Source organism: Streptomyces sp. NPDC048650, assembly GCF_043199095.1.
In the GTDB taxonomy this organism is placed as follows: domain Bacteria; phylum Actinomycetota; class Actinomycetes; order Streptomycetales; family Streptomycetaceae; genus Streptomyces.
Map to the genome: position 1 here is coordinate 302610 of NZ_JBICVM010000004.1, position 19690 is coordinate 322299.

Below are 19690 nucleotides of genomic sequence, written 5' to 3' on the forward strand. Positions count from 1 at the left end.
GTCAGTCCAGGCCGAGCGACTTGCAGGCGGCGGCGAGGCCCTTGGAGCAGATCCAGTCGGTGGGGACGACGCCGTCGCGGATCACGGTGTCCTGCATATTCTTCCGGGTGACGATCTGCGCATTGAAGAGCTTGGCCGGGATCTTGGATTTGCTCTTGCTGTCGGCGGTCGTCGGGGTGAAGGACGCGATGCTCTTTCCCCGGAGCAGACGGAAAGCGATCTCCGCGGCGGTTTCGGCCTCCGGACGGACCTGCTTGTAAATGGTGAACGACTGCGTACCGCTCACCAGCCGTCGCAGCGCGGGGAGTTCGGCGTCCTGGCCGCCGAGCGGCACATTCTTCAACCCCGCCGACTTCAGCGCCTCGGCGGCTCCGCCGGCCATCCCGTCATTGGCCGAGTAGACGGCGTCGAATCCCGCCGGACCGAGCTCCTTGACGGCTTCGCTCATCTTCTTCCGGGCTTCCGCCGCGGACCACTCGGGAATGTCCTTCTCGTAGACGATCTTGTGGACCTTGCCGTCGAGGGCGTCGTGCGCGCCCTTCTTGAAGGACGGGGCGTTCGGGTCGGTCGGCGAACCGTTGAGCATGACGACATCGGCGTCGGCCGCGCGGGAGCCGAGGGCGGCGAGGATGCCCTTGCCCTGGAGCTGGCCGATCTTCTCGTTGTCGTACGAGACGTAGGCCGCGACGTCACCCTCGGCGAGCCGGTCGTAGGCGACGACCTTGACGCCCTTCTCGGCCGCCGCGTCCACCCAGCTCTTGGCGGCGTGGGCGTCGACCGGATCGAGGATGATGACCTTGACACCCTTCTTCACCATGGCCTCGAACTGCCGCTTCTGGATGTCCACTTGCTCTTCGGCATTGCGGTAGTCCACTTTGCATTCGAGGCAGAGGGTGGAGATCCGGCTCGAGATGATCCGGCGGTCGAACGACTCGTAGCGGGCCGCTTTGTTCTCCGGCAGGAGGAGTCCTACGGACTCCTGGTCGGTACCTGTGTCGTCACCGCTGTCTCCACAGGCCGCCAATGGCGCGGCGAGGGAGAGTGCCAATGCGCCGGTGATCATACGACGCAGTGCTGCATTCATTTTCAGGTACCTCCGCAAGGGGCCGCCCTGACCGGCCCGGAACGGCTGAAAGTGAACGTCACGGCCACCCGTATCGTCAAGAAACGAAGTAAGAACGATAGGAAAGCGAGCTGTGCGTCGACAACCCTAAGGCACGTGGAGCGGTGGATTGCGCGCCGCCGGACACGTCATTGCGCATGGCCGAAAAGTCACCGCCGGGCGGGCGGGAGCTGCCGGGTTGACCGCGTCCGTCCCCGGCAAGCACCCTGCCAGGGGAGGCATCCACGGCCGCCCGCGCCGTACCACGGTCACCGGACCATGGCTCCGGACAAGCGCACCGGCGCAGGCCGAGGCGGCCGGACAGCCGCCCGCAGTGCGCGGCCGGCACGAGCAGTCCGCGCACAGGACCGCGAAGGACGGAACTTCGTCCCGCAACTCTGGAGGCGACAGTGGCCATGCAACACGGCACGGACAAGACGGGCCCCGCCCGGGACGACACCATGAAGAAGGAGCTGCGCGCGGAAATGACGCGGGACCGCTCGCTGCGCACCGCCGAGGAGCGAGAGCTCCAGCCGTCGGGCGAGGACCAGCCGATGACGGCCCAGGCCCCCGAGACCGCGTTCCGCGGCGGCACACCGCACGGAATGACCGGGGAGGACGTCGCACTGCGCTCCGAAATCGCCCAGCACCTCGGCCGCAGCATGTATCCGGCCGACCGGCCCGCCATCGTCGAACGGCTCGTTCGTGACAACGCGCCGGACCGGCTGATCGCGCTGGCCCAGAAGCTCCCGGCCGGGGAGCGGTACGCCAACGTCCAGAGCATCGCCGAGTCGCTCGGGCTCGGCACGGAGGACCTCCGCGGCTGACGGGCAGGTCGCCGGGCGAGGTCGCCCCCCGCCGGGTGGGGGCGTCGGTCCTGGCGGTCGCCGCGGCCGCGCCGCGGGGCCCGACGTCGCGTCAGTGGCGCCCGCGGGCCGAGCTCGAGGCGCCGCCGAAGAGCCGGGCGACGGCCCGGAACGGCAGGGTGACAACGGTGGCGATGGTGCCGCCGATGGCACGGAGGACGTCGGCAATTGCCTGCAGCATGGTGGGAACCTCCGGGTGGATGAGGGGCCTCGGTGTCGGAACAGCGATCGGCCCGCCCGCGCTGCCGCGGGCCCCGCAGGCCGCCTGCCGTACGCCGATTGCCACATCTACCACTTCAGCCCGGATGGCCGCGTCCCGCGACTCGGCACGTGCGGCGGGCGCGCGGGAGCGGGGTGGGGGCGGGGCGGGGTGGCCACCGAACGCCGTCCGCCTCGGGACGTGTCCGCACGGCGCTGCGCCGCCGGGTGCCCGGCACCCGGCGCGGCACGGGCCGGTGATCGAGTGCCGGGCCCCGACGACCGGCGTAACGTCGGCACTGTCCCAGGAGACTCGCCCTGGCGGTACGGAGCAGCCCGTTTTCCTGTACGCCGTCGGCGCTCGGCACGGGAAAGGCGGCGGGTCGCAGTGGTCTCGATGGTCCGACGACAGCTGTGAAGGTGTGACATGAGCGGCGGGGCCGGCTCCGATCCCGTGGACCGGGCGCTGCTCCGGACGATGCGGACGTCCGGAGCCTCGGCGGTCGGGCTCTATGTGCTGGCCGCCGACGAGCCCGTGCTGCTGCTGACCGTCATGAGCGGCGTTCCGGCGCGGCTCCTGGAGCCCTGGCGCCGGGTCGCGCTTGCGGCCCCGATCCCGGTCGCCGTGGCGTCACGCCGGCAGCGGCTGGTCTGGGCGGGCGGCCATCAGCAGCTGGCCCGGGACTTTCCGCGTACGGCGGTGGCCGTGCCCTACGACTTCGCGCTGGCGGCGGCGCCCATCAGCGACGGGAACGAGAGCCGGGGCTCGCTGTTGCTGCTGTGGCCGTCCGGTCACCCGCCGCAGCTCTCGGCGGCGGAACGCGAGGCGACGGAGGCCGGCTGTCGGCTCCTGGCGCCGCTGCTGGGCACGGCGCCGCGGGTCGGCGGTCCCGTTGTGCCGGCCGGTGTGCCGCGCGTCCTGTCGCCGGCCCCGGCGCGGACCGTGGACCTGCCCGAGGCGCTGGCGGCGGTCGACTACGCCGAGCGGCTGCCCGGGGGCTGCTGTGCGCTGGACCTGGAGGGGCGGATCACCATGGTCACCACCGGCGCGGCGGAGCTGCTGGGCGAGGAGGCGTCGCGGCTGCTGGGCGCGCGCCCCTGGGAAGTGCTGGGGTGGCTGTGCGACCCGGTCTTCGAGGACCGCTACCGCGCCGCGGTGGTCAGCCGTCGGCCGACGTCGTTCACCGCGGGCCGTGCCCCCGGCCGGTGGCTCACGTTCCGCCTCTTCCCGGACGGCAGGGGGCTGAGCGTGTGGATCACCCCCTCGGACAAGGAGCACGGCACGGTGGCGCCGCTGCCCGGCGAGGGGGAGGTCGTACCCGTGCGGGCCGGGCAGATCTACCACGTCCTGCATCTGGCGGCCGCCCTCACCGAGGCGGTGGGGGTCCAGGACGTCGTCGATCTCGTGGCCGACCAGATCGTGCCGGCGTTCGGCGCCCAAGGCGTGATCGTGTACGCCGCCGAGGGCGGCCGGCTGCGGACCCTGGGCCATCGCGGCTACCCCGCCGCCGCCGTGGCCGCCTTCGAGGGCGTGGCCCTCGGTGCGGCGAACAGCCCCGCCGTCCACGCCCTCGCCACCGGGGAGCCCAGCTTCTACTCCGATCCCGAGGAGATCGAACGCGACTATCCGGGGCTGCCGCATCTGACGGGGAAGGCCGCCCGGGCCGTACTGCCGTTGATCGTCTCGGGCCGCGCGGTGGGCTGCTGCATCCTCTCGTACACCCGCCCCCGCGTCTTCACCCCGGAGGAACGCCAGGTCCTGACGTCGCTGGCCGGGCTGATCGCCCAGGCGCTCGACCGGGCCCGGCTGTACGACACCAAGCAGCAGCTCGCCCACGACCTGCAGGCCGGGCTGCTGCCGCACCGGCTGCCGGCGGTGCCCGGTCTCGCGGTCGCCGCCCGCTATCTGCCCTCGACCCGCGGTATGGACATCGGGGGCGACTTCTACGACCTGATCCGCCTCGACGAGGGAAGCGCCGCCGCGGTCATCGGGGACGTACAGGGCCACAATGCGGCGGCGGCCGCGCTCATGGGCCAGGTCCGTACCGCCGTGCACGCCCATGCGGCCGCGGGTGCCTCCCCCGGCGAGGTGCTGGCCCGTACGAACCGGCTGCTGACCGATCTGGACCCGGGTCTGTTCACCAGCTGTCTGTACGTCCACATCGATGTGCGCACGCAGCGCGCGTGCCTGGCCAGCGCCGGTCATCCACCCCCTCTGCTGCGCCGGCCCGACGGGCACGCCACCGTTCTGGACGTCCCCCCGGGGCTGCTGCTGGGCATCGAGCCCGATGCCCGATACCCCGCCACGGAGATCGAACTGCCTCCGGAATCCGTGCTGGCGCTGTACACCGACGGCCTCGTCGAGACGCCGGGGGTCGACCTGGAGCGCGCGGTCGCCCATCTCGCCGAGCGACTCGAGAGCGCGCCGGCGCTGGGCCCCGAGCGCCTCGCCGACGTGCTGTTGGAGAACCGGCACGCGGACGTGGACCGGCTGGACGATGTGGCGCTCATGGTGGTGTCCACCGAGCCGGGCCGGCGGATCGCACCCGGCTGAGCGGGCCGGCGCCGGGCCCGGCGCGCCTCGGGCCGCCGGCTGCGGCGCAGATCAGGTGGCGCTGTGCGGATGGCCGGCCGTCGCCGAACGCGGCGGCCAGGTCTGCGGTTCGAGGATCCCCAGGACGTAGGCGCGGGCGACCAGGGCGCATCGGGTCGGGGCCTCGAGGAGGTCGCGCAGCCGGCTGAGGTGGTAGTCGACGGTCTGCCGCGAGAGGTGCAGGGAGGCGGCGATCTCGCCGTTGCTGCGGCCGGCCGCCAGCAGGGCCAGGATCCGGACCTGACTGGCCGTCAAGGGCGGATGCGGCTCATGGGCGAGGCCCTGGTGGGTGACCACCGCCCAGACGCTGGAGGCGCGCGCCGCGCTGCGGCCCACCGTGGTGAGGTGCAGCCGGGCGCGCCGCTGCCGGCCACGGACGTCGAGGAGGACGGCCGAGGTCTGGATCCGCCGGCTGCGGCGGGCTATCAACGCGTGCCAGCCGCGCCGGAGCTCACGCAGTTCCGGCGCGGGCGCCAGCAGGGTGTGCGCCCGCCGCCCGATGAGGTCCGACAGGCGGGCGCCCAGCAGTTCGGCGGCGGCGGCGCTCGCCTGGAGGATGCGGCCGCCCGCGGATATCAGCGCGCACGGCAGCCCGCTGTGGTCGCGCAGCGCGCACAGGCTCTCCTCGGCCTCGCGGCGCTGGTGCAGTGCCCGGGTGTGGTCGCTGATGTCGATGTAGATGCCGGCCACGCAGGTCTGGGTGCCCTCGCGTACCGGGAAGCGGTGGCCGGCCGCGTGCCCGCTGGTGCCGTCCGAGCGGTGGTAGGTGAGGGTGTGCCGCACCGGCTTGCCACGGGCGAGGACGTCCTGGTCGAGCGCGCGGACCTGCGCGGCGTCGGCCGGGGCGTCGACGTCGTGCACGTACTTGCCGATGACGTGTGCGGGGGTGGTGCCGTAGAGGTGGGCGTAGGCGTGATTCGCCCAGAGGTAGCGGCCGTCGGCGTCCCGGATGAAGGCCGCGGCGGGGGCCAGGTCGGCGAAGGCGTCGTAGCGGCGGGACGCCACCGTACCGGGGTCGATCTCCACCGCCATGCCGCGGGTGCGGTTTTGCCGGGGCCGGTCGGGGGACCAGTTCACATCGAAGACACGTCCGTCGAACTGCGCCTGCCAATGGCCGAATCCGGCCGTTGCGGAGGGCCTGGGACGGTCCCGGCACACGGTGTCCAGGAATCGCTGGGCCGTGCGTGTGTCGTCGAAGGCACCCCCGCCACTGTCGATCACCCGTAGCTCTCGGTCGGCCTCCCACCATGACACCGGCAGGTGTTGGAGCAGCGACTTCAGACCGGTCTCGTCCACGACGGCCTCTCTGTGGGGAAGAGTTCAACGGGGCGCGGGGTGCGCCCTTGGCATGCGTATCCCCCGCCGTGACGGCGTATGCCCGGTTCTCGGCCGATCTGGACGGGGCCGGTCCGGCCACCACGGCCGTCATTTCGCCCTGCCACGCCATACGGCATCACGGAACCTTCACAGTGAGCCCACCGAGTCCGCAACTCTGGCATTTGCCTGAGCGGTTGAGGTTCGCTGCGGCGAACCGGGCGCCGCCCGGCTGGTTCGCTGGAGACAGGGCGCCCGGCATCGGATACCGGGCGTCGCCGGCCGCCGCTGCGGCCCCACCCACCTGCGAAGGAGTCGGATTCCAGTGAGTTCGGTGCTGTTTGTGTATGCCAAGGGCGGTCCGCCCTTGGGGTATGCCCTGTCACGGGTCGCCGCACGGTCGGCAGTGCACCTGCTGGCGCTCAGCACGCTCCCGCCCACGGTCGCCGCATCCGCCGGGCGCCGCTGCGCCTCCGTCCTCACGGCCACCGGCCCCGAGCGGGGCGATCTGGTGTCCCTGATCGTGGCGCGCGCCCAGGCGGTGGGCGCGGACGCGGTCGTCACCTTCTCCGAGTACGCGGTCGTCGCCGTCGCGGAGGCCTGCGCGAAGCTCGGCCTCGCCGGGGCCGGCGGCTCCTGCGCGCTCGCCCGCGACAAGCGGCTGATGCGCCGCACCTGGAGGCAACAGGGCATCTCCCAGCCGCGGTTCCGCCCGGTCGCCTCCGGTCCGGAGCTGCTGGACGCGGCCACCTCACTGCGTCTGCCGCTGCTGCTGAAGGCCGCCTGGAGCGCCGGCTCCACCGCGCACCGGATCATCCGCTCCGCCGACGAGGTACCGGCGGCCTGGGAGCGGGCGCGTGAGGTGATGGCCGAATCCGCCGAACTGGGGTACGCCGAGCTGCATGTGGCGGATGCCGGGGCCGACTTCCTCGTCGAGGAGATCGTGCCGGGCACCGCGGACGGCTGGTTCGACCAGGAGGGCTGGGGCGACTACGTCAGCGTCGAAGGCGTCGTCGCCGACGGGGAGTTCCGCCCGGTCTGCCTCAGTGGCCGGATGCCGACGGTGGAGCCCTTCACCGAGCGCGCCGGAATCACTCCCGCCGCACTGCCGCTCGACGCCCAGCGGCGGGTGGTGGCCCTCGCCCGCGCCGCCGTCGACGCGCTGGGCCTGGAGAACTGCGGTACCCACACCGAGATCAAGCTCGGCGCGGACGGCCGGATGTGGGTGATCGAGACCGCCGCCCGCTTCGGCGGGGCCATGACCGTCCCGCAGATCGAGGAGGTCTTCGGGCTGGACCTCATCGGCATGCTCGTGGACCACCTGCTGGGGCGTCCGGTGACCTGGCCCGACGAGGCCCGCACCCCGCAGGAGGCACGCGGCGCGGCCGGCTCCCTCGTCGTCCTGGCCGTCGACGGAGCCGGTGACGCCTGGACGGACCGGCGCCGATGGGACTTCCCCGCCGTACGGGACGCGGTGACTCTCAGCGCGGACAGCCGACTGTCGGTGGTGGCCGAGAACTCGCTCCCGGACGGAACCGTGGTGCCGGTGTACGACCCGGCCGCGGGCGCCAACACCATGGCGGCCCTGTGCCTGCTGTCCGCCGCCGACCCGGAGGCCGTCCTGCGCGACTTCCGCACCCTGGTGGACGCCCTGCCGCAGGTCCTCCCGCCGGCCGAGCGGACCACGGAGGTACAGGCATGAGCGCCACCGTCCTGCCCGCCGGTGCGCCACGCCCCGGCACCGACCGTACGACCGTCGGCGAGCACCTCTCCCTGCCGCTCTTCCGCGCCCTCTCCGGCACTCTGGCCGGCCACCCCTACCTCAAGGTGGTGGTGGACCGCGCCGAGCACACCTGGCACCTGCTGGACACCGCCGTCCACCCCTTCCACGTCGACTACATCGCCACCCGCGTGCTGGGCATGGATCTGGCCGCGCTGGACTCGGGGCTGGACGCCTTCAACGCCTCGGTCTACATGGACCCCGGCCGCCGGTTCCTGCTGGGTGTGCTGTCCCTGCACACCGACGAGGACGCCGACGGCCGGGACCGCCCCTTCCTGGTGCTGGAGACGACCGAGGCCGACACCATGCCCGGCCCGCTGCTCGAGGAGTTCTACACCTTCGTCCGCCACCGGCTCGACGGCCGGCTGCCGCTGCTGCTGAAGCCCGCCAACCACGGGCAGGAGCACGAACTCGCCGCGATCAGCGACCTCCGGGTCCCGCGGATCCTCAGCCATGAGCTCTTCGGCAACCGCACCCGGACCCCGCTCAACCCCGGCGAGGCAGCCGGCCGGCTCCGCTTCTTCCGCAACGCCGAGGAGTACGCCGCCGAGGCCGACCAGCTGGGCTGGTCCGACATCGTGGCCATGCCCGCGCTGCCCGACGACGTGCCGCGCGTCGCCGGCTTCATCAACACCGCGCCCAGCACCCCGCTCTCGCACACCAACGTCCTCGCCTCCGGCTGGGGCATCCCCAACGCGATCGTCCGCGATCTGGAGCGCCTCGTCGAGGCGGACGACCTGGACGGCACATGGGTGCGTTACGAGGTCAAGGACGACGACATCACCCTCGTCCAGCTCGACCGGGCCCCGGACGCCGAGGCCCCGGCCTGGCACCAGCACCGGATCCGGCTGCGCACCCCGCTGCTGGAGGACGTCCCCGCCCTGCCGCTGCACCGGCTGCGCCGCACCGACCAGGACAGCTACGGGACCAAGGCGGCCAACCTCGGGGAGCTCCATCACGTCCTCGACAGCCGCACCGCCGATCTGACGGCGTTCTACGGACGGCCGCGGCCGCCCCGCACCGACCTCTACGGCCATCTCGCGGCCCGGCTCGGGACCGCCGCGGCGACGCCGGCCGCGGAACTCCGGTCGGCGGCCTCCGCCTTCGCCGCCGCCACCGTCACCGCGCCCGACGGCATCGCCCTGCCGTTCGCCCTGCAGCACCGCTTTCTGACCTCGTCCCCGGCCGTGCAACAAGGCATCGGCAAACTGAAGATGGCCCTGGAACTCGACGCCGTCGACGCCGCGGACGCCCTCTGCGTGCAGCTCCAGCACCTCGTCCGCGACGCCCCGGTGCCCGAGGAGGTGGCCCGGGTGATCACCCAGGCGCTGCCCACCGGCCCGGACGCCGGCAGCCGTCTGGTGGTGCGCTCCTCGTCCAACGCCGAGGACCTGCCCGGCTTCTCCGCGGCGGGGGTGTACGACTCGGTCACCACGGTGCGCGGCGCCGACGAACTCCTCGATGCGGTACGCCAGGTGTGGGCCTCCCTGCTGTCGCCGCGCAGCGTCCGGCTGCGCCATCAGGCGGGCATCTCCCTCGACGACACCTACATGGGTGTGATCATTCAGCGGTATGTGCCCGCGGACCTCGGCGGCGTGCTGGTGACCTGCAACCCGACCCGGCGCGCGGACTTCCGCAACGTCTACCTCAACTGCTCCCCGGGCTCGCCCGAAACCGTCGTCGACGGAACCACGCTGCCCCTGCAGTACCTCTACAACACGGTCGAGGGCGGCGGCCGCACGGTCGCGCTCGGCTCCTGCGGAACGGACCTGCCCGCCGCCACCCGGGACGGGCTGGCCCAACTCGCCCTGACCGGAAGGCTGCTGCAGTCCCACTTCAGCGACACCGACGTGGACCACCCGCTGGACATCGAGTGGCTGATGACCGACCGGGGAGATTTCCGCCTGGTCCAGATCCGCCCCTACGCACGGTGAGCCGCTACCTCGCCGGCCCGCGGCGCGCCCGCGGGCCCCGCAGCAAGGGCGCGCCCCTGTCGTCGCGCGCCCGCCGCATCATCCGCCTGAACAACGGCTTCCAGCTCCTGTTCAACCTGTTGTGGTGGATGCCGGTGTTCTACGCCTACCAGCGGCAGGCCGGACTCTCCGACGGGCAGATCTTCGGCATCCAGAGCATCTACTACCTCGCGTTCTGCCTGTTCGAGATCCCCACCGGGCTGATCTCCGACCGCATCGGTGCCCGCAACTGCCTGCGGGCCGGGGCCGTCGTGATGACCGTGGCGAACCTGACCCCGGTCCTCACCCCCACCTACGCCGGTTTCCTCACCCACTTCCTGCTCATCGCCGCCGGCCGCTCCCTGACGTCCGGCGCCGCCAGCGCCTACCTCTACGACGGCCTGGAGGCCGAGGGCGCCGGCGAGCACTACCTCAGGGCGGAGGGGCAGGCGCGGGCCCTGGGCCTGGCAGCCAAGGTGCTGTGCTGGCCGCTGGTCGGGCCGCTCATGGCGCTCGCGCACTCCGCGCCCTACGTCCTGAGCGCCGCCAGCGCCGGGGGCTCGCTGCTCTGCGCCGTGGTGCTGCCGCGCCAGGCCGGGGAGACGGGGCACGCCGAACGGCACGGTGCGGCCGGGGCGGCGCCGAGCGGGGCGGCGTTCCTGCACGGTGCGGCGGCGGCCCTGCGCGCCGTCCGCGCCTCCCCGTGGCTGGCCCTGGTCATGGTGCAGGGCGTCGCCGTCTTCACCCTCTCCCGGATCTGCCAGGTCAACCTGTTCCAGCCGGTGCTGCTGGACCACGGCATCGCCGAGAGCACCCACGGCGGGGTACTGGCGGCCATGACCGTCGCGGAGGCGGTCGCCTCGGCCCGTCCGCAGTGGCTCACCGCACGGCTGTCGCCGGTGGCCTGGGTGTCCCTGCTCAGCCTCGCCATGGCGGCGGCGCTGGCAGGCATCACCCTGGGCGGCCCCTGGACCGTGGTCGCCCTGCTCTGCCTGTTCGCCGCCGTCACCGGCTTCGCCTACCCGCTGCAGCGCAAGCTGGTCAACGACGCCATCCCGGCGGGCGCGCCCCGCGCCACCCTGCTCTCCGTCGAGAGCATCGTCGACCGCGCGGTGTGCGCGCTGGCAGCCGTCGCCGCGGGCGCCTACCTCGCGGCCGGCCGGCTGGACAGCCTGCTGTGGCACAGCGCGCTGGTGACGGGCGTGCTGATGGCGGTCCTCCAACTGGTCCTGCGGCGCCGCGGTGCCCCGCAACGGCGCCCTTCACGAGCGCAGGCCGCCGCCACGGGACGGACCTGAGCACCTCGCGGCCGTCCCGGCCCCGCCTCGGCTCCGGGCCGGACGACGGCGGGTCCCGGCAGGTCACGGCGGGTCACGGTGGGTCACGGCTTCATGGGCGACCGCAGGCGCGGGCCCGGCCGATCACGCCGAGCCGGGCGCCCCTGCGGCCGAGCGGGATCACGCCGCGGCGTGCGGCCCGGTCTCGTCGGCTCCCCGACTGTCCGCGTCGCGGTGGATCGGGGTCCGCGAGTCGGTCAGCGGGCGGCCCGTACCGCCCTGCCGTGCCGCGACGATCTCGGCCGCGATGGACAGGGCGGTCTCCTCGGGCGTCCGGGCGCCCAGATCGAGACCGATCGGCGAGCGGAGCCGGGCCAGTTCCCGTTCGGTGACGCCGACCTCGCGGAGTCTGCGGTTGCGGTCCTCGTGGGTGCGGCGCGAGCCCATCGCGCCGACGAACGCGACCGGCAGTCGGAGGGCCGTCTCCAGCAGGGGGATGTCGAACTTGGCATCGTGGGTGAGTACGCACAGGACCGTGCGCGGATCGGTCGCGGTGCCCTGGAGGTAGCGGTGCGGCCAGTCGACGACGATGTCGTCGGCGTCGGGGAAGCGCGCCCGGGTGGCGAAGACGGGGCGGGCGTCGCAGACGGTGACGTGGTAGCCGAGGAACTTGGCGGTGCGCACCAGCGCCGCGGCGAAGTCGATGGCCCCGAAGACGATCATGCGGGGTGGCGGCACGCTCGACTCGACGAACACCGTCAGGGCGGTCTCACAGTGCGCTCCGCTCTCCGAGACGTCGAACGTGCCGGTGCGCCCCGCGTCGAGCAGCGCGCGGGACTCCCCCACCACCGTGCGGTCCAGCTCCGGATGGCCGCCGAGCCCGCCGTCGTACCTGCCGTCCGGGTGGACGATCAGCGCCCTGCCGAGCAGTGCGGCAGGCCCCCGGACCACACGGGCGAGGGCCGCCGCCTCGCCACGGGCGGCGGCCGCCACCGCCGCCGCGAACACGGCCCTGCCCGGCGCGTCCGCGACAACCGGCGTGACCAGGACCTCGATGACTCCACCGCAGGTCAGCCCCACCGCGAAGGCGTCCTCGGCGCTGTAGCCGAAGCGCTCGCGCACCGTGGTGCCGTCCCGGAGCGCCTGGTCGCACAGGTCGTACACCGCCGCTTCCACACAGCCGCCGGAGACCGAGCCGATGACCGTGCCCCGGCTGTCGACGGCGAGGGCCGCGCCGGGGCTGCGCGGGGCGCTGCCGCCGACGGCCACGACGGTGGCGACGGCGAAGTCGCGGCCCTCCTCGACCCATCGGTGCAGCTCGTCGGCGATGTCCAGCATCTCCCTCTCCTTGTGGTCGCGGACCGCCCGCGCGGCGGATCCGGGGCGGAATCAGGTCCTCCGGCTCAGCCGGCCGCGGAGTACCCGCCTCCCGCCAGCAGAACACGGTCCGGACGGATCGGCAGGTCCCGGTGGCGTACCCCGGTCGCATGCCAGACCGCGTTGGCGATCGCCGCCGCGACACCCACGATGCCGATCTCACCGACCCCCTTGATGCCGACCGGGTCCTCGTCGTCGGGGTCGTCCACCCAGTCCGCCTCGATGGGCGGGATGTCGGCGTGCGCGGCGAAGTGGTAGCCGGCGAGGTCGGCACCGACGTGGGCGCCCGACGCCTGGTCGCGGACCGCCTCCTCGTGCAGTGCCATGGACAGACCCCAGGTCATGCCGCCGATGAGCTGGCTGCGGGCGGTCAGCGGATTGACGATCCGCCCCGCGGCGAAGATGCCGAGCATCCGTCGCACACGCACCTCGCCGGTGGTGACGTCGACGGCGGCCTCGGCGAACTGCGCGCCGAAGGAGTGCCGTTCCTTCTTCGGCAGGGCGCCGACGGCCTCGGCGGTGTCCGACCGGGCGGTGATCCCGTCCGGCGGAATGTCGCCGCCCAGGGCGAGCTGCTCCCGCAGCGTGCCGGCCGCGGCCGTGACCGCCCAGGCCCAGGAGCGGGTGCCCATCGAGCCGCCGGCGATCATCGCCGGGCCGAAGTCGCTGTCCGCGATCCGTGTCCGGATGCGGCGCGGCTCCACCTCCAGCGCGTCCGCGGCGATCAGGGTCAGCGCGGTCCGCGCCCCGGTCCCGATGTCCGCGGCGTTGATCCGTACCGTGAAGGTCCCGTCCGCCTCCGCCGTCACGGCAGCGGTGGACGGCATGGATCCCACCGGGAACGCGGCCGCCGCCGTACCGGTCCCGACCAGCCAGCGCCCGTCGCGGCGCACGCCGGGCCTCGGGTCCCGGTCCGCCCAGCCGAACCTGCGGGCGCCCTCCTCGAAGCACGCGAGCAGATTGCGGCTGCTGAAGGGCAGCCCGGAGAGGGGCCCGACGTCCGGTTCGCTGCGTGCGCGCAGGGCGATCGGGTCGATGCCGCACTTCTCGGCGAGTTCGTCGAGCGCGCACTCCATCGCGAACGACCCCGGCGCCTCGCCCGGGGCGCGCATGAAGGTCGGCGTCGGCACATCGAGCGGAACGACGCGGTTGACGGAGTGGTGCGCATTCGCGTCGTACATCACGCGCCCCACATTGGCGCTCGCCTCGATGAATTCGTGCACGGTCGACGTCAGGTTCTGGGCCTGGTGGTCGAACGCGCGCAGCCGCCCGTCGGCGTCGGCGCCGAGCCGGATCCGCTGCGCGGTGGGGCTGCGGTAGCCGGTCAGCGAGAACATCTGACGGCGGGTCAGCACAACGCGGACCGGTCGGTGGAGGACGGTTGCGGCCATCACGGCGCACACCTGGTGCACGCGGAGCCCCTTGGATCCGAAGCCGCCGCCGACGTGTTCGGACCGCACCCGCACCGAGGCCGGGTCGAGGGAGAACAGGTTCGCGAGCTCGGCCGCCACCCACATCGTGCCCTGATTGGAGTCGACGACGTCGAGCCGGCCGCCCTCCCAGCGAGCAGTCGCCGCGTGCGGCTCCAGCATGCCGTGGTGCTCTTCCGGCGTGGTGTACTCCGCGTCCACCACGACGGCGGAGGCGGCGAGTTCGGCCTCGATGTCCCCCTTCTCCGCGGCGGAGTTCTCCGGCGTGTACGTACCGGGTCGTCCGGCGGAGAACGCCACGTCGTGCGGCTCCTGGTCGTAGGTGACCACCAGCGCCTCGGCGGCCTCCCTGGCCTGCTCGGACGTCTCGGCCACGATCAGCGCGACCGGCCAGCCCGCATACGGCACACGGTCCTGCTGGAAAACCGCGAGGGTGGGGTCGGGACGCCCCAGCAGGCCCACGTAATCGGTGTCGACACGCGGTGCGTTCCCGTGGTGCAGGACGGCCAGCACACCGGGCATCGCCAGCACCGGGTCCACCTCGACGGAGCGGATCCGTCCGCGGGCGATGGTGGACAGCGCCAGCCAGCCGTGGGCGAGCTCGGCGAACGGGATCTCGCCGGCGTAGCGGGCCGCTCCGGTGACCTTGGCCAGGCCCTCCACGCGGGTGTGCGCGGCGCCGACGGCCCCCGTCACCCCGGTGGTTACCGTCGTCGTGGTCATCGGGTGGCCTCCTCGGCGAGCTCGGTCAGGACGGCGACGACGAGATTGCGCATCAGCGTCACCTTGTATGCGTTGTGCGGCAGGGTCTCGGCGGCGGCCAGTTCGGCGTCCGCGGCGGCGGCGAACGCGGCGGCCGCCGCCGGGCCCCCGGTCAGCACCCGCTCGGCCTCCCGGGCCCGCCACGGCCGGGACGCGACCGCCCCGAAGGCGAGCCGCACCTCGTGCACGGTGCCGCCGCGGACATCCAGGGCGGCGGCGATGGAGCCGATCGCGAAGGCGTACGAGGCGCGCTCACGCACCTTGCGGTAGCGGGAGACCGCGGCGACCGGAGCCGGCGGCAGGGTGATGCCGGTGATCAGCGCGCCGGGCGGCAGCGCGGTCTCCAGATGCGGGGTGTCGCCCACCGGTAGGTAGAACTCCGCCAGCGGCAACTCGCCGGGGCCGTCGACCGTTTCGTACGCGACCACGGCGTCGAAGGCGGCGAGCGCCACCCCCATGTCGGAGGGGTGGACGGCCACGCAGTGCCCGGAGGCGCCCAGGATCGCGTGGTTGTGGTGCTCGCCCTCGATGGCGGGGCAGCCGCTGCCGGGGACACGTTTGTTGCACGCCTTGGTCGTGTCCGTGAAGTAGCCGCAGCGCGGGCGCTGGAGCAGATTTCCGCCGACGGTCGCCATGTTGCGCAGCTGGCCAGAGGCGCCGGCCAGAACGGCCTGCGCCAGCGCCGGGTAGCGGGTGCGCACTTCGGGGTGGGCGGCGAGATCGCTGTTGGTGACGGTGGCGCCGATGTGCAGCCCGCCGTCGTCCGCGGCCTCGATCCGGTCGAGGGGGAGTTCCCGTACGTCGACGAGCAGTGCGGGGCGCTCCACCCCGGTCTTCATCAGGTCCACCAGATTGGTGCCGCCGCCGAGACAGCGCGCCTCCGGGTCGGCGCCCAGCAGGGCCACCGCGCCGGGGACGTCGGCCGCGCGCCGGTAAGTGAATTCCCTCATGCCGTCACCTCCGCGGCCGCCGCCTGCGCGACCGCCTGCACGATCGATACATACGCGCCGCAGCGGCACAGATTGCCGCTCATCCGCTCCCTGATCTCGTCGGCGGTGAGCGGGGGTACGCCCGCTTCGGGCCGTACGTCGTCGGTGGCGGCGCTCGGCCAGCCCGCCGCATGCTCCTCGATCACCGCGATGGCCGAGCAGATCTGACCCGGTGTGCAGTAGCCGCACTGGTAGCCGTCGAGGTCGAGGAACGCCTGCTGGACGGGATGCAGCCGGTCGCCGTCCGCCACCCCCTCGATGGTGGTGATCTCCCGCCCTTCGGCGGCCACCGCGAGTTGGAGACAGGAGACCGCCCGGCGGCCGTCGAGAAGCACCGTGCACGCACCGCACTGACCCTGGTCACAGCCCTTTTTGGTGCCCGTCAGGTCGAGGTGCTCACGCAACGCGTCGAGCAGCGTGGTGCGGTGGTCGACGGGCAGCGCGTGCTTCTCGCCGTTGATGTGCAAGGTGATGGCGCTGGACGTCGATGGGGCCATGATCAGCCTTCTTTCGCGTATGTGGTGCGCGTCGGACATCAGGGTGCGCGTCCGATGCCGGTGATCAACCAGGAGCCGACCGGTCCCTCTCAGGCATGAGCGACAGGATGAACGCATGGATCCCGGCAGACGTTCGGGAGAGATGGCGCTGTGCGTAGGGGCGTCAGCTCGGGCTCCGGGGGCACATACGGGGAGCGGGAGGCCGGCCCCGGTGGCGCCGGCGGTCCCCCTCGGCCGCGTCTGCCGCTATGGTGGGCCTAAGCGGACAACTGTCCGTTAAATGCGAACCTACCGGACAGTTGTCCGCTTAGCAAGGCCGATCGGGTCGCGATTCCCCGAAGGAGGACGAGTGCAGCAGAGGAAAGACGCATCACTGCGCTCGGACGCACAGCGGAACCGCGAGCGCATCCTGGAAGTCGCGCTGGCGGAGCTCACCCGCTCCGCCGAGGCGCCGCTGAGCTCGATCGCGAAGAAGGCGGGAGTCGGCCAGGGGACGTTCTACCGCCACTTCCCCAGCCGCGAGGCGCTCGTCCTGGAGGTCTACCGCCACGAGGTCCAGCAGGTCGCCGACACCGCGGCCCAGCTGCTCGAGACCCGCGCACCCGACCAGGCCCTGCGGGAGTGGATGGACCGCCTCGCCCAGTACGCCATGGCCAAGGCCGGCCTCGCCGACGCGATCCGCAAGGCCACCAGCACGCACGGCACCCCGGCAGGCTGGGGCCACGGCCCGGTGACATCGGCCGTCGCACTGCTGCTGAACGCGAACGAAGAGGCCGGCACCATTCGTCCGGGAGTGAGCGCGGACGATTTCGTGCTCGCCATCGCCGGCCTCTGGCAGATCGATCCGCACGGAGACTGGCAGTCCCGCTCCGGCCGACTCCTGGACCTCGTCATGGACGGACTCCGCACCGGCGCACCGGGGCGGTGAACACCCCGGCCCGGCCGCCTTCCCCGGAAGCACGACCGGGCCGCACAGCCGACGACATCGAGGCCGAGCCGCTGCCGGACCGGGCGCCCCGAAGGCGGCGGCGTTCGCCTCAAGAGCCCCACCACCCGGCCGCTGAACCCGCCCGGGCACCGACGGGCCTGGCGCTGACGGCCCCGGCCTGGCATCGAAGGGCCGGCACCGCCTTGAGGCAACGAGCGAGCGCGCCGTGGATGACAAGAAGCCCTTCCCTCTATCGGGCGACACATGGCTTCCGGCACCGAACCCGCATCAAGACGCAGTGATGTGGAGTCAGAAAGGTTTCCGTACAAGGCCGTTGTGCGATGTCGGTCGCGCGATCACAGGAGGAACGCGCGGCCGGCCTTCCAGGTGGTCCACACCTCTTGACGATAGGTATGGACCAACTTACGGTGTGGCGCATCACCCCCACTCGCCCGGCGGCACCCCCCGAAACACCGCACCCGTCTCGGTGACGTCCCGGCAGGACACGGAGGGAGCACAGCGTGATCGGTCGGATATCGCGTCTGTTGAGGACGGTCCTGGCGACCGTCTGCGTCGCCCCGATGCTGGTCGCTGCGACACCGGGCGCACTCCAGGACGACACCTGCGCGACCGGGCCGCGCCCCCCGGGCAAGGTTCTCCAGGGGTACTGGGAGAACTGGGACGGCGCGACGAACGGCGTGCACCCTCCGTTCGGCTGGACACCCATCACCGACGCCCGTATCCGCGATCACGGATACAACGTCCTCACCACGGCCTTCCCCGTCATCCGCGCCGACGGCACCGCCCTCTGGGAGGACGGGATGGACGCAACGGTGAAGGTGCCGACCCCGGCCGAGATGTGCCAGGCCAAGGACGAGGGCCTCACGGTCCTGATGTCCATCGGCGGAGCGTCGGCCGGTATCGACCTCAACTCCAGCTCCGTCGCCGACCGGTTCGTCGCGACGATCGTGCCGATCCTGAAGAAGTACCGGTTCGACGGCATCGACATCGACATCGAGACCGGCCTCACCGGCAGCGGCAGCATCACCCAGCTGTCGCCCTCGCAGGCCAATCTCCTCCGCATCATCGACGGCATCCTCGACCGGATGCCCCCGGGCTTCGGCCTGACGATGGCCCCCGAGACGGCCTACGTGACCGGTGGCAGCGTGACCTACGGGTCGATCTGGGGCGCCTACCTGCCCGTCATCAAGAAGTACGCGGACAACGGCCGGCTCTGGTGGCTGAACATGCAGTACTACAACGGCAGCATGTACGGGTGTTCCGGCGACTCCTACGCCGCCGGGACGATCGAGGGGTTCACCGCGCAGACGGACTGCCTCGACAAGGGGCTGACCGTCCAGGGCACCACGATCCGGATCCCCTACGACAAGCAGGTCCCGGGCCTGCCCGCCCAATCGGGCGCCGGCGGCGGCTATCTGCCGCCGAACCTGGTGACCCGGGCCTGGAACACCTACGACAACAGGCTGAAGGGCCTGATGACCTGGTCACTCAACTGGGACGGGTCGAAGGGCTGGACGTTCGGCGACACCGTCAAAGCCGCGCAGGGCCGCTGAGGCACTGCGCGACGAGGCCACCGAGCGCCCGGCGGCCGGGGACGTCCGTCAGGGGCCGGTCACTCCGAAGACGGGGCGTTCGGGGGGCTCGGCACGGGGACGGCCGCCGGCCGACCGGAGGCGGCGTCGCGGGTGCCGGGGACGGGTTCGAGGCGGTAGCCGCCACCTTCCCCGGAGACGACGAGGCCCGCGGTCGGCGGCGGGAAGTGGCTCCCGAGCAGCAGGACTTCGGTATCGGCGAGCGCGGCGAGGAGGTCGCGACGGCTGCGGGTCGCCCGGGCGGCGTCGATGTCCACGCAGCTGGTGATGTCGGGGCGGTGCAGCTGCACGGGGTGGTGGATGCAGTCGCCGGTGACGACCGCCGACCGGCCCGCGCTGCGGAGCTCGACGGCGACCTGGCCCGGCGTGTGGCCGGGAGTGGGCAACAGGCGGATGCCCGGGGCCACTTCGCATCCCTCGTCCGGCACATCGAGCAGATCGATCAGCCCGGCGTCGCGAAGCGGGTGGACGGAGTCACGGAACATCTGGCTGCGGGGCTCGTCCAACTCCGCAGCCGCCCAGTGATCCCATTCGGTGCGCGACGTCAGGTACCGGGCGTTCGGAAAGGTGGGGACCCATGTCCCGCCGTCGTCACGGGTGTTCCAGCCGACGTGGTCGGTGTGCAGATGGGTCAGGATGACCAGGTCGACACTCTCCGGCGGGAACCCGGCCCTGGTGAGCCGCCGAAGATAGTCGGTGTCGAGCTGGTGCCAGGCGGGGTTGGCCCGGGTCTTGCCGTTGCCGATCCCGGTGTCGACCAGGACGCGCAGGCCGTTCACGTCGATGGCGAAGGTGTGACTGGACAGCTGCGGCACACCGTCGGGTCCGGCGAAGTGCGGTTGGAGCCAGGGGACGCCGTTCACGACGGCGGGGGTGGCGGCGGGCAGCAGCCAGGGCCCGGTCTGCGGGGGAAGTCGCACCTCGTCGATGCGTTGCACGCGCAGGTCGCCCACGGCCCAGGTCGGGGGCGGGTCGTAGGGGTCGTGCGGGGCCGGGGACCGGCGCATTGCTC

Annotated in this window: 15 protein-coding genes; 7 read left to right on the plus strand and 8 right to left on the minus strand. The window is 72.6% G+C overall.

Annotated elements, in window-relative coordinates; all coding sequences use genetic code 11:
- Nucleotide 1 precedes the first annotated feature (1 nt).
- The gene (locus ACGFML_RS13770; protein ID WP_393543227.1) at nt 2-1084 is read right to left on the minus strand and encodes a sugar ABC transporter substrate-binding protein; all 1083 of its coding nucleotides are present in this window, start codon (nt 1082-1084) and stop codon (nt 2-4) included.
- 428 nt (nt 1085-1512) lie between these two features.
- Between ACGFML_RS13770 and ACGFML_RS13775 the strand changes: the two genes are divergently transcribed.
- Nucleotides 1513-1929 (plus strand): DUF2795 domain-containing protein, encoded by a 417-nt coding sequence (locus ACGFML_RS13775; protein WP_393543229.1) that lies wholly within the window; start codon nt 1513-1515, stop codon nt 1927-1929.
- A 91-nt stretch (nt 1930-2020) separates the two neighbouring features.
- Here ACGFML_RS13775 and ACGFML_RS13780 read toward each other — a convergent pair whose 3' ends face one another.
- The gene (locus tag ACGFML_RS13780; protein ID WP_393543231.1) at nt 2021-2149 is read right to left on the minus strand and encodes an LPFR motif small protein; all 129 of its coding nucleotides are present in this window, start codon (nt 2147-2149) and stop codon (nt 2021-2023) included.
- A 444-nt stretch (nt 2150-2593) separates the two neighbouring features.
- Here ACGFML_RS13780 and ACGFML_RS13785 point away from each other — a divergent pair, with 444 nt between their 5' ends.
- Nucleotides 2594-4720 carry a SpoIIE family protein phosphatase gene (locus tag ACGFML_RS13785; protein WP_393543233.1) on the plus strand — a complete coding sequence of 709 codons (2127 nt, stop codon included), beginning with the start codon at nt 2594-2596 and terminating at the stop codon, nt 4718-4720.
- A 51-nt stretch (nt 4721-4771) separates the two neighbouring features.
- Here ACGFML_RS13785 and ACGFML_RS13790 read toward each other — a convergent pair whose 3' ends face one another.
- Complete coding sequence (locus tag ACGFML_RS13790) at nt 4772-6055, minus strand: helix-turn-helix transcriptional regulator (protein ID WP_393543235.1); 1284 nt, start codon at nt 6053-6055, stop codon at nt 4772-4774.
- Between the two features lie 343 nt (nt 6056-6398).
- Here ACGFML_RS13790 and ACGFML_RS13795 point away from each other — a divergent pair, with 343 nt between their 5' ends.
- The 3 genes from ACGFML_RS13795 to ACGFML_RS13805 are packed head-to-tail and all read left to right on the plus strand — an operon-like array spanning nt 6399 to nt 11103.
- The gene (locus ACGFML_RS13795; RefSeq protein WP_393543237.1) at nt 6399-7775 is read left to right on the plus strand and encodes an acetyl-CoA carboxylase biotin carboxylase subunit family protein; all 1377 of its coding nucleotides are present in this window, start codon (nt 6399-6401) and stop codon (nt 7773-7775) included.
- Nucleotides 7772-9787: a PEP/pyruvate-binding domain-containing protein gene (locus ACGFML_RS13800; protein WP_393543239.1), complete on the plus strand. Its 2016-nt coding sequence runs from the start codon at nt 7772-7774 to the stop codon at nt 9785-9787. Before ACGFML_RS13795 ends, ACGFML_RS13800 begins: the two co-directional genes overlap by 4 nt.
- Nucleotides 9784-11103: an MFS transporter gene (locus tag ACGFML_RS13805; protein WP_393543241.1), complete on the plus strand. Its 1320-nt coding sequence runs from the start codon at nt 9784-9786 to the stop codon at nt 11101-11103. The genes ACGFML_RS13800 and ACGFML_RS13805 overlap by 4 nt, the downstream gene beginning before the upstream one ends.
- Before the next feature lie 159 nt (nt 11104-11262).
- On the opposite strand, the gene ACGFML_RS13810 is transcribed toward ACGFML_RS13805, so the two are convergent.
- The 4 genes from ACGFML_RS13810 to ACGFML_RS13825 all read right to left on the minus strand — a co-directional run bounded on the left by ACGFML_RS13810 (nt 11263) and on the right by ACGFML_RS13825 (nt 16137).
- Nucleotides 11263-12420 (minus strand): XdhC family protein, encoded by a 1158-nt coding sequence (locus tag ACGFML_RS13810; RefSeq protein ID WP_393543243.1) that lies wholly within the window; start codon nt 12418-12420, stop codon nt 11263-11265.
- A 65-nt stretch (nt 12421-12485) separates the two neighbouring features.
- A complete protein-coding gene (locus ACGFML_RS13815; RefSeq protein ID WP_393543245.1) occupies nt 12486-14612 on the minus strand; it encodes a xanthine dehydrogenase family protein molybdopterin-binding subunit in 2127 nt (708 codons plus the stop codon).
- Nucleotides 14609-15601 (minus strand): FAD binding domain-containing protein, encoded by a 993-nt coding sequence (locus tag ACGFML_RS13820; protein ID WP_393543247.1) that lies wholly within the window; start codon nt 15599-15601, stop codon nt 14609-14611. The genes ACGFML_RS13815 and ACGFML_RS13820 overlap by 4 nt, the downstream gene beginning before the upstream one ends.
- Nucleotides 15598-16137, minus strand: a complete 540-nt coding sequence (locus ACGFML_RS13825) for a 2Fe-2S iron-sulfur cluster-binding protein (RefSeq protein WP_393543248.1) — start codon at nt 16135-16137, stop codon at nt 15598-15600. Before ACGFML_RS13825 ends, ACGFML_RS13820 begins: the two co-directional genes overlap by 4 nt.
- Nucleotides 16138-16486: 349 nt before the next feature.
- Here ACGFML_RS13825 and ACGFML_RS13830 point away from each other — a divergent pair, with 349 nt between their 5' ends.
- Both ACGFML_RS13830 and ACGFML_RS13835 read left to right on the plus strand, forming a co-directional pair.
- Nucleotides 16487-17065, plus strand: a complete 579-nt coding sequence (locus tag ACGFML_RS13830) for a TetR/AcrR family transcriptional regulator (RefSeq protein ID WP_393543250.1) — start codon at nt 16487-16489, stop codon at nt 17063-17065.
- A gap of 521 nt (nt 17066-17586) precedes the next feature.
- The gene (locus ACGFML_RS13835) at nt 17587-18639 is read left to right on the plus strand and encodes a chitinase (protein WP_393543252.1); all 1053 of its coding nucleotides are present in this window, start codon (nt 17587-17589) and stop codon (nt 18637-18639) included.
- 59 nt (nt 18640-18698) lie between these two features.
- On the opposite strand, the gene ACGFML_RS13840 is transcribed toward ACGFML_RS13835, so the two are convergent.
- Nucleotides 18699-19685, minus strand: a complete 987-nt coding sequence (locus ACGFML_RS13840) for an MBL fold metallo-hydrolase (RefSeq protein WP_393543254.1) — start codon at nt 19683-19685, stop codon at nt 18699-18701.
- Between the last annotated feature and the right edge of the window lie 5 nt (nt 19686-19690).

Bases quoted from the DNA above. Each gene is read 5' to 3' on its own strand.
- ACGFML_RS13800 (WP_393543239.1), top strand. From the start codon at position 7,772: ATGAGCGCCACCGTCCTGCCCGCCGGTGCGCCACGCCCCGGCACCGAC.
- ACGFML_RS13810 (WP_393543243.1), bottom strand. From the start codon at position 12,420: ATGCTGGACATCGCCGACGAGCTGCACCGATGGGTCGAGGAGGGCCGC.
- ACGFML_RS13780 (WP_393543231.1), bottom strand. From the start codon at position 2,149: ATGCTGCAGGCAATTGCCGACGTCCTCCGTGCCATCGGCGGCACCATC.
- ACGFML_RS13820 (WP_393543247.1), bottom strand. From the start codon at position 15,601: ATGAGGGAATTCACTTACCGGCGCGCGGCCGACGTCCCCGGCGCGGTG.
- ACGFML_RS13770 (WP_393543227.1), bottom strand. From the start codon at position 1,084: ATGAATGCAGCACTGCGTCGTATGATCACCGGCGCATTGGCACTCTCC.
- ACGFML_RS13840 (WP_393543254.1), bottom strand. From the start codon at position 19,685: ATGCGCCGGTCCCCGGCCCCGCACGACCCCTACGACCCGCCCCCGACC.
- ACGFML_RS13815 (WP_393543245.1), bottom strand. From the start codon at position 14,612: ATGACCACGACGACGGTAACCACCGGGGTGACGGGGGCCGTCGGCGCC.
- ACGFML_RS13825 (WP_393543248.1), bottom strand. From the start codon at position 16,137: ATGGCCCCATCGACGTCCAGCGCCATCACCTTGCACATCAACGGCGAG.
- ACGFML_RS13785 (WP_393543233.1), top strand. From the start codon at position 2,594: ATGAGCGGCGGGGCCGGCTCCGATCCCGTGGACCGGGCGCTGCTCCGG.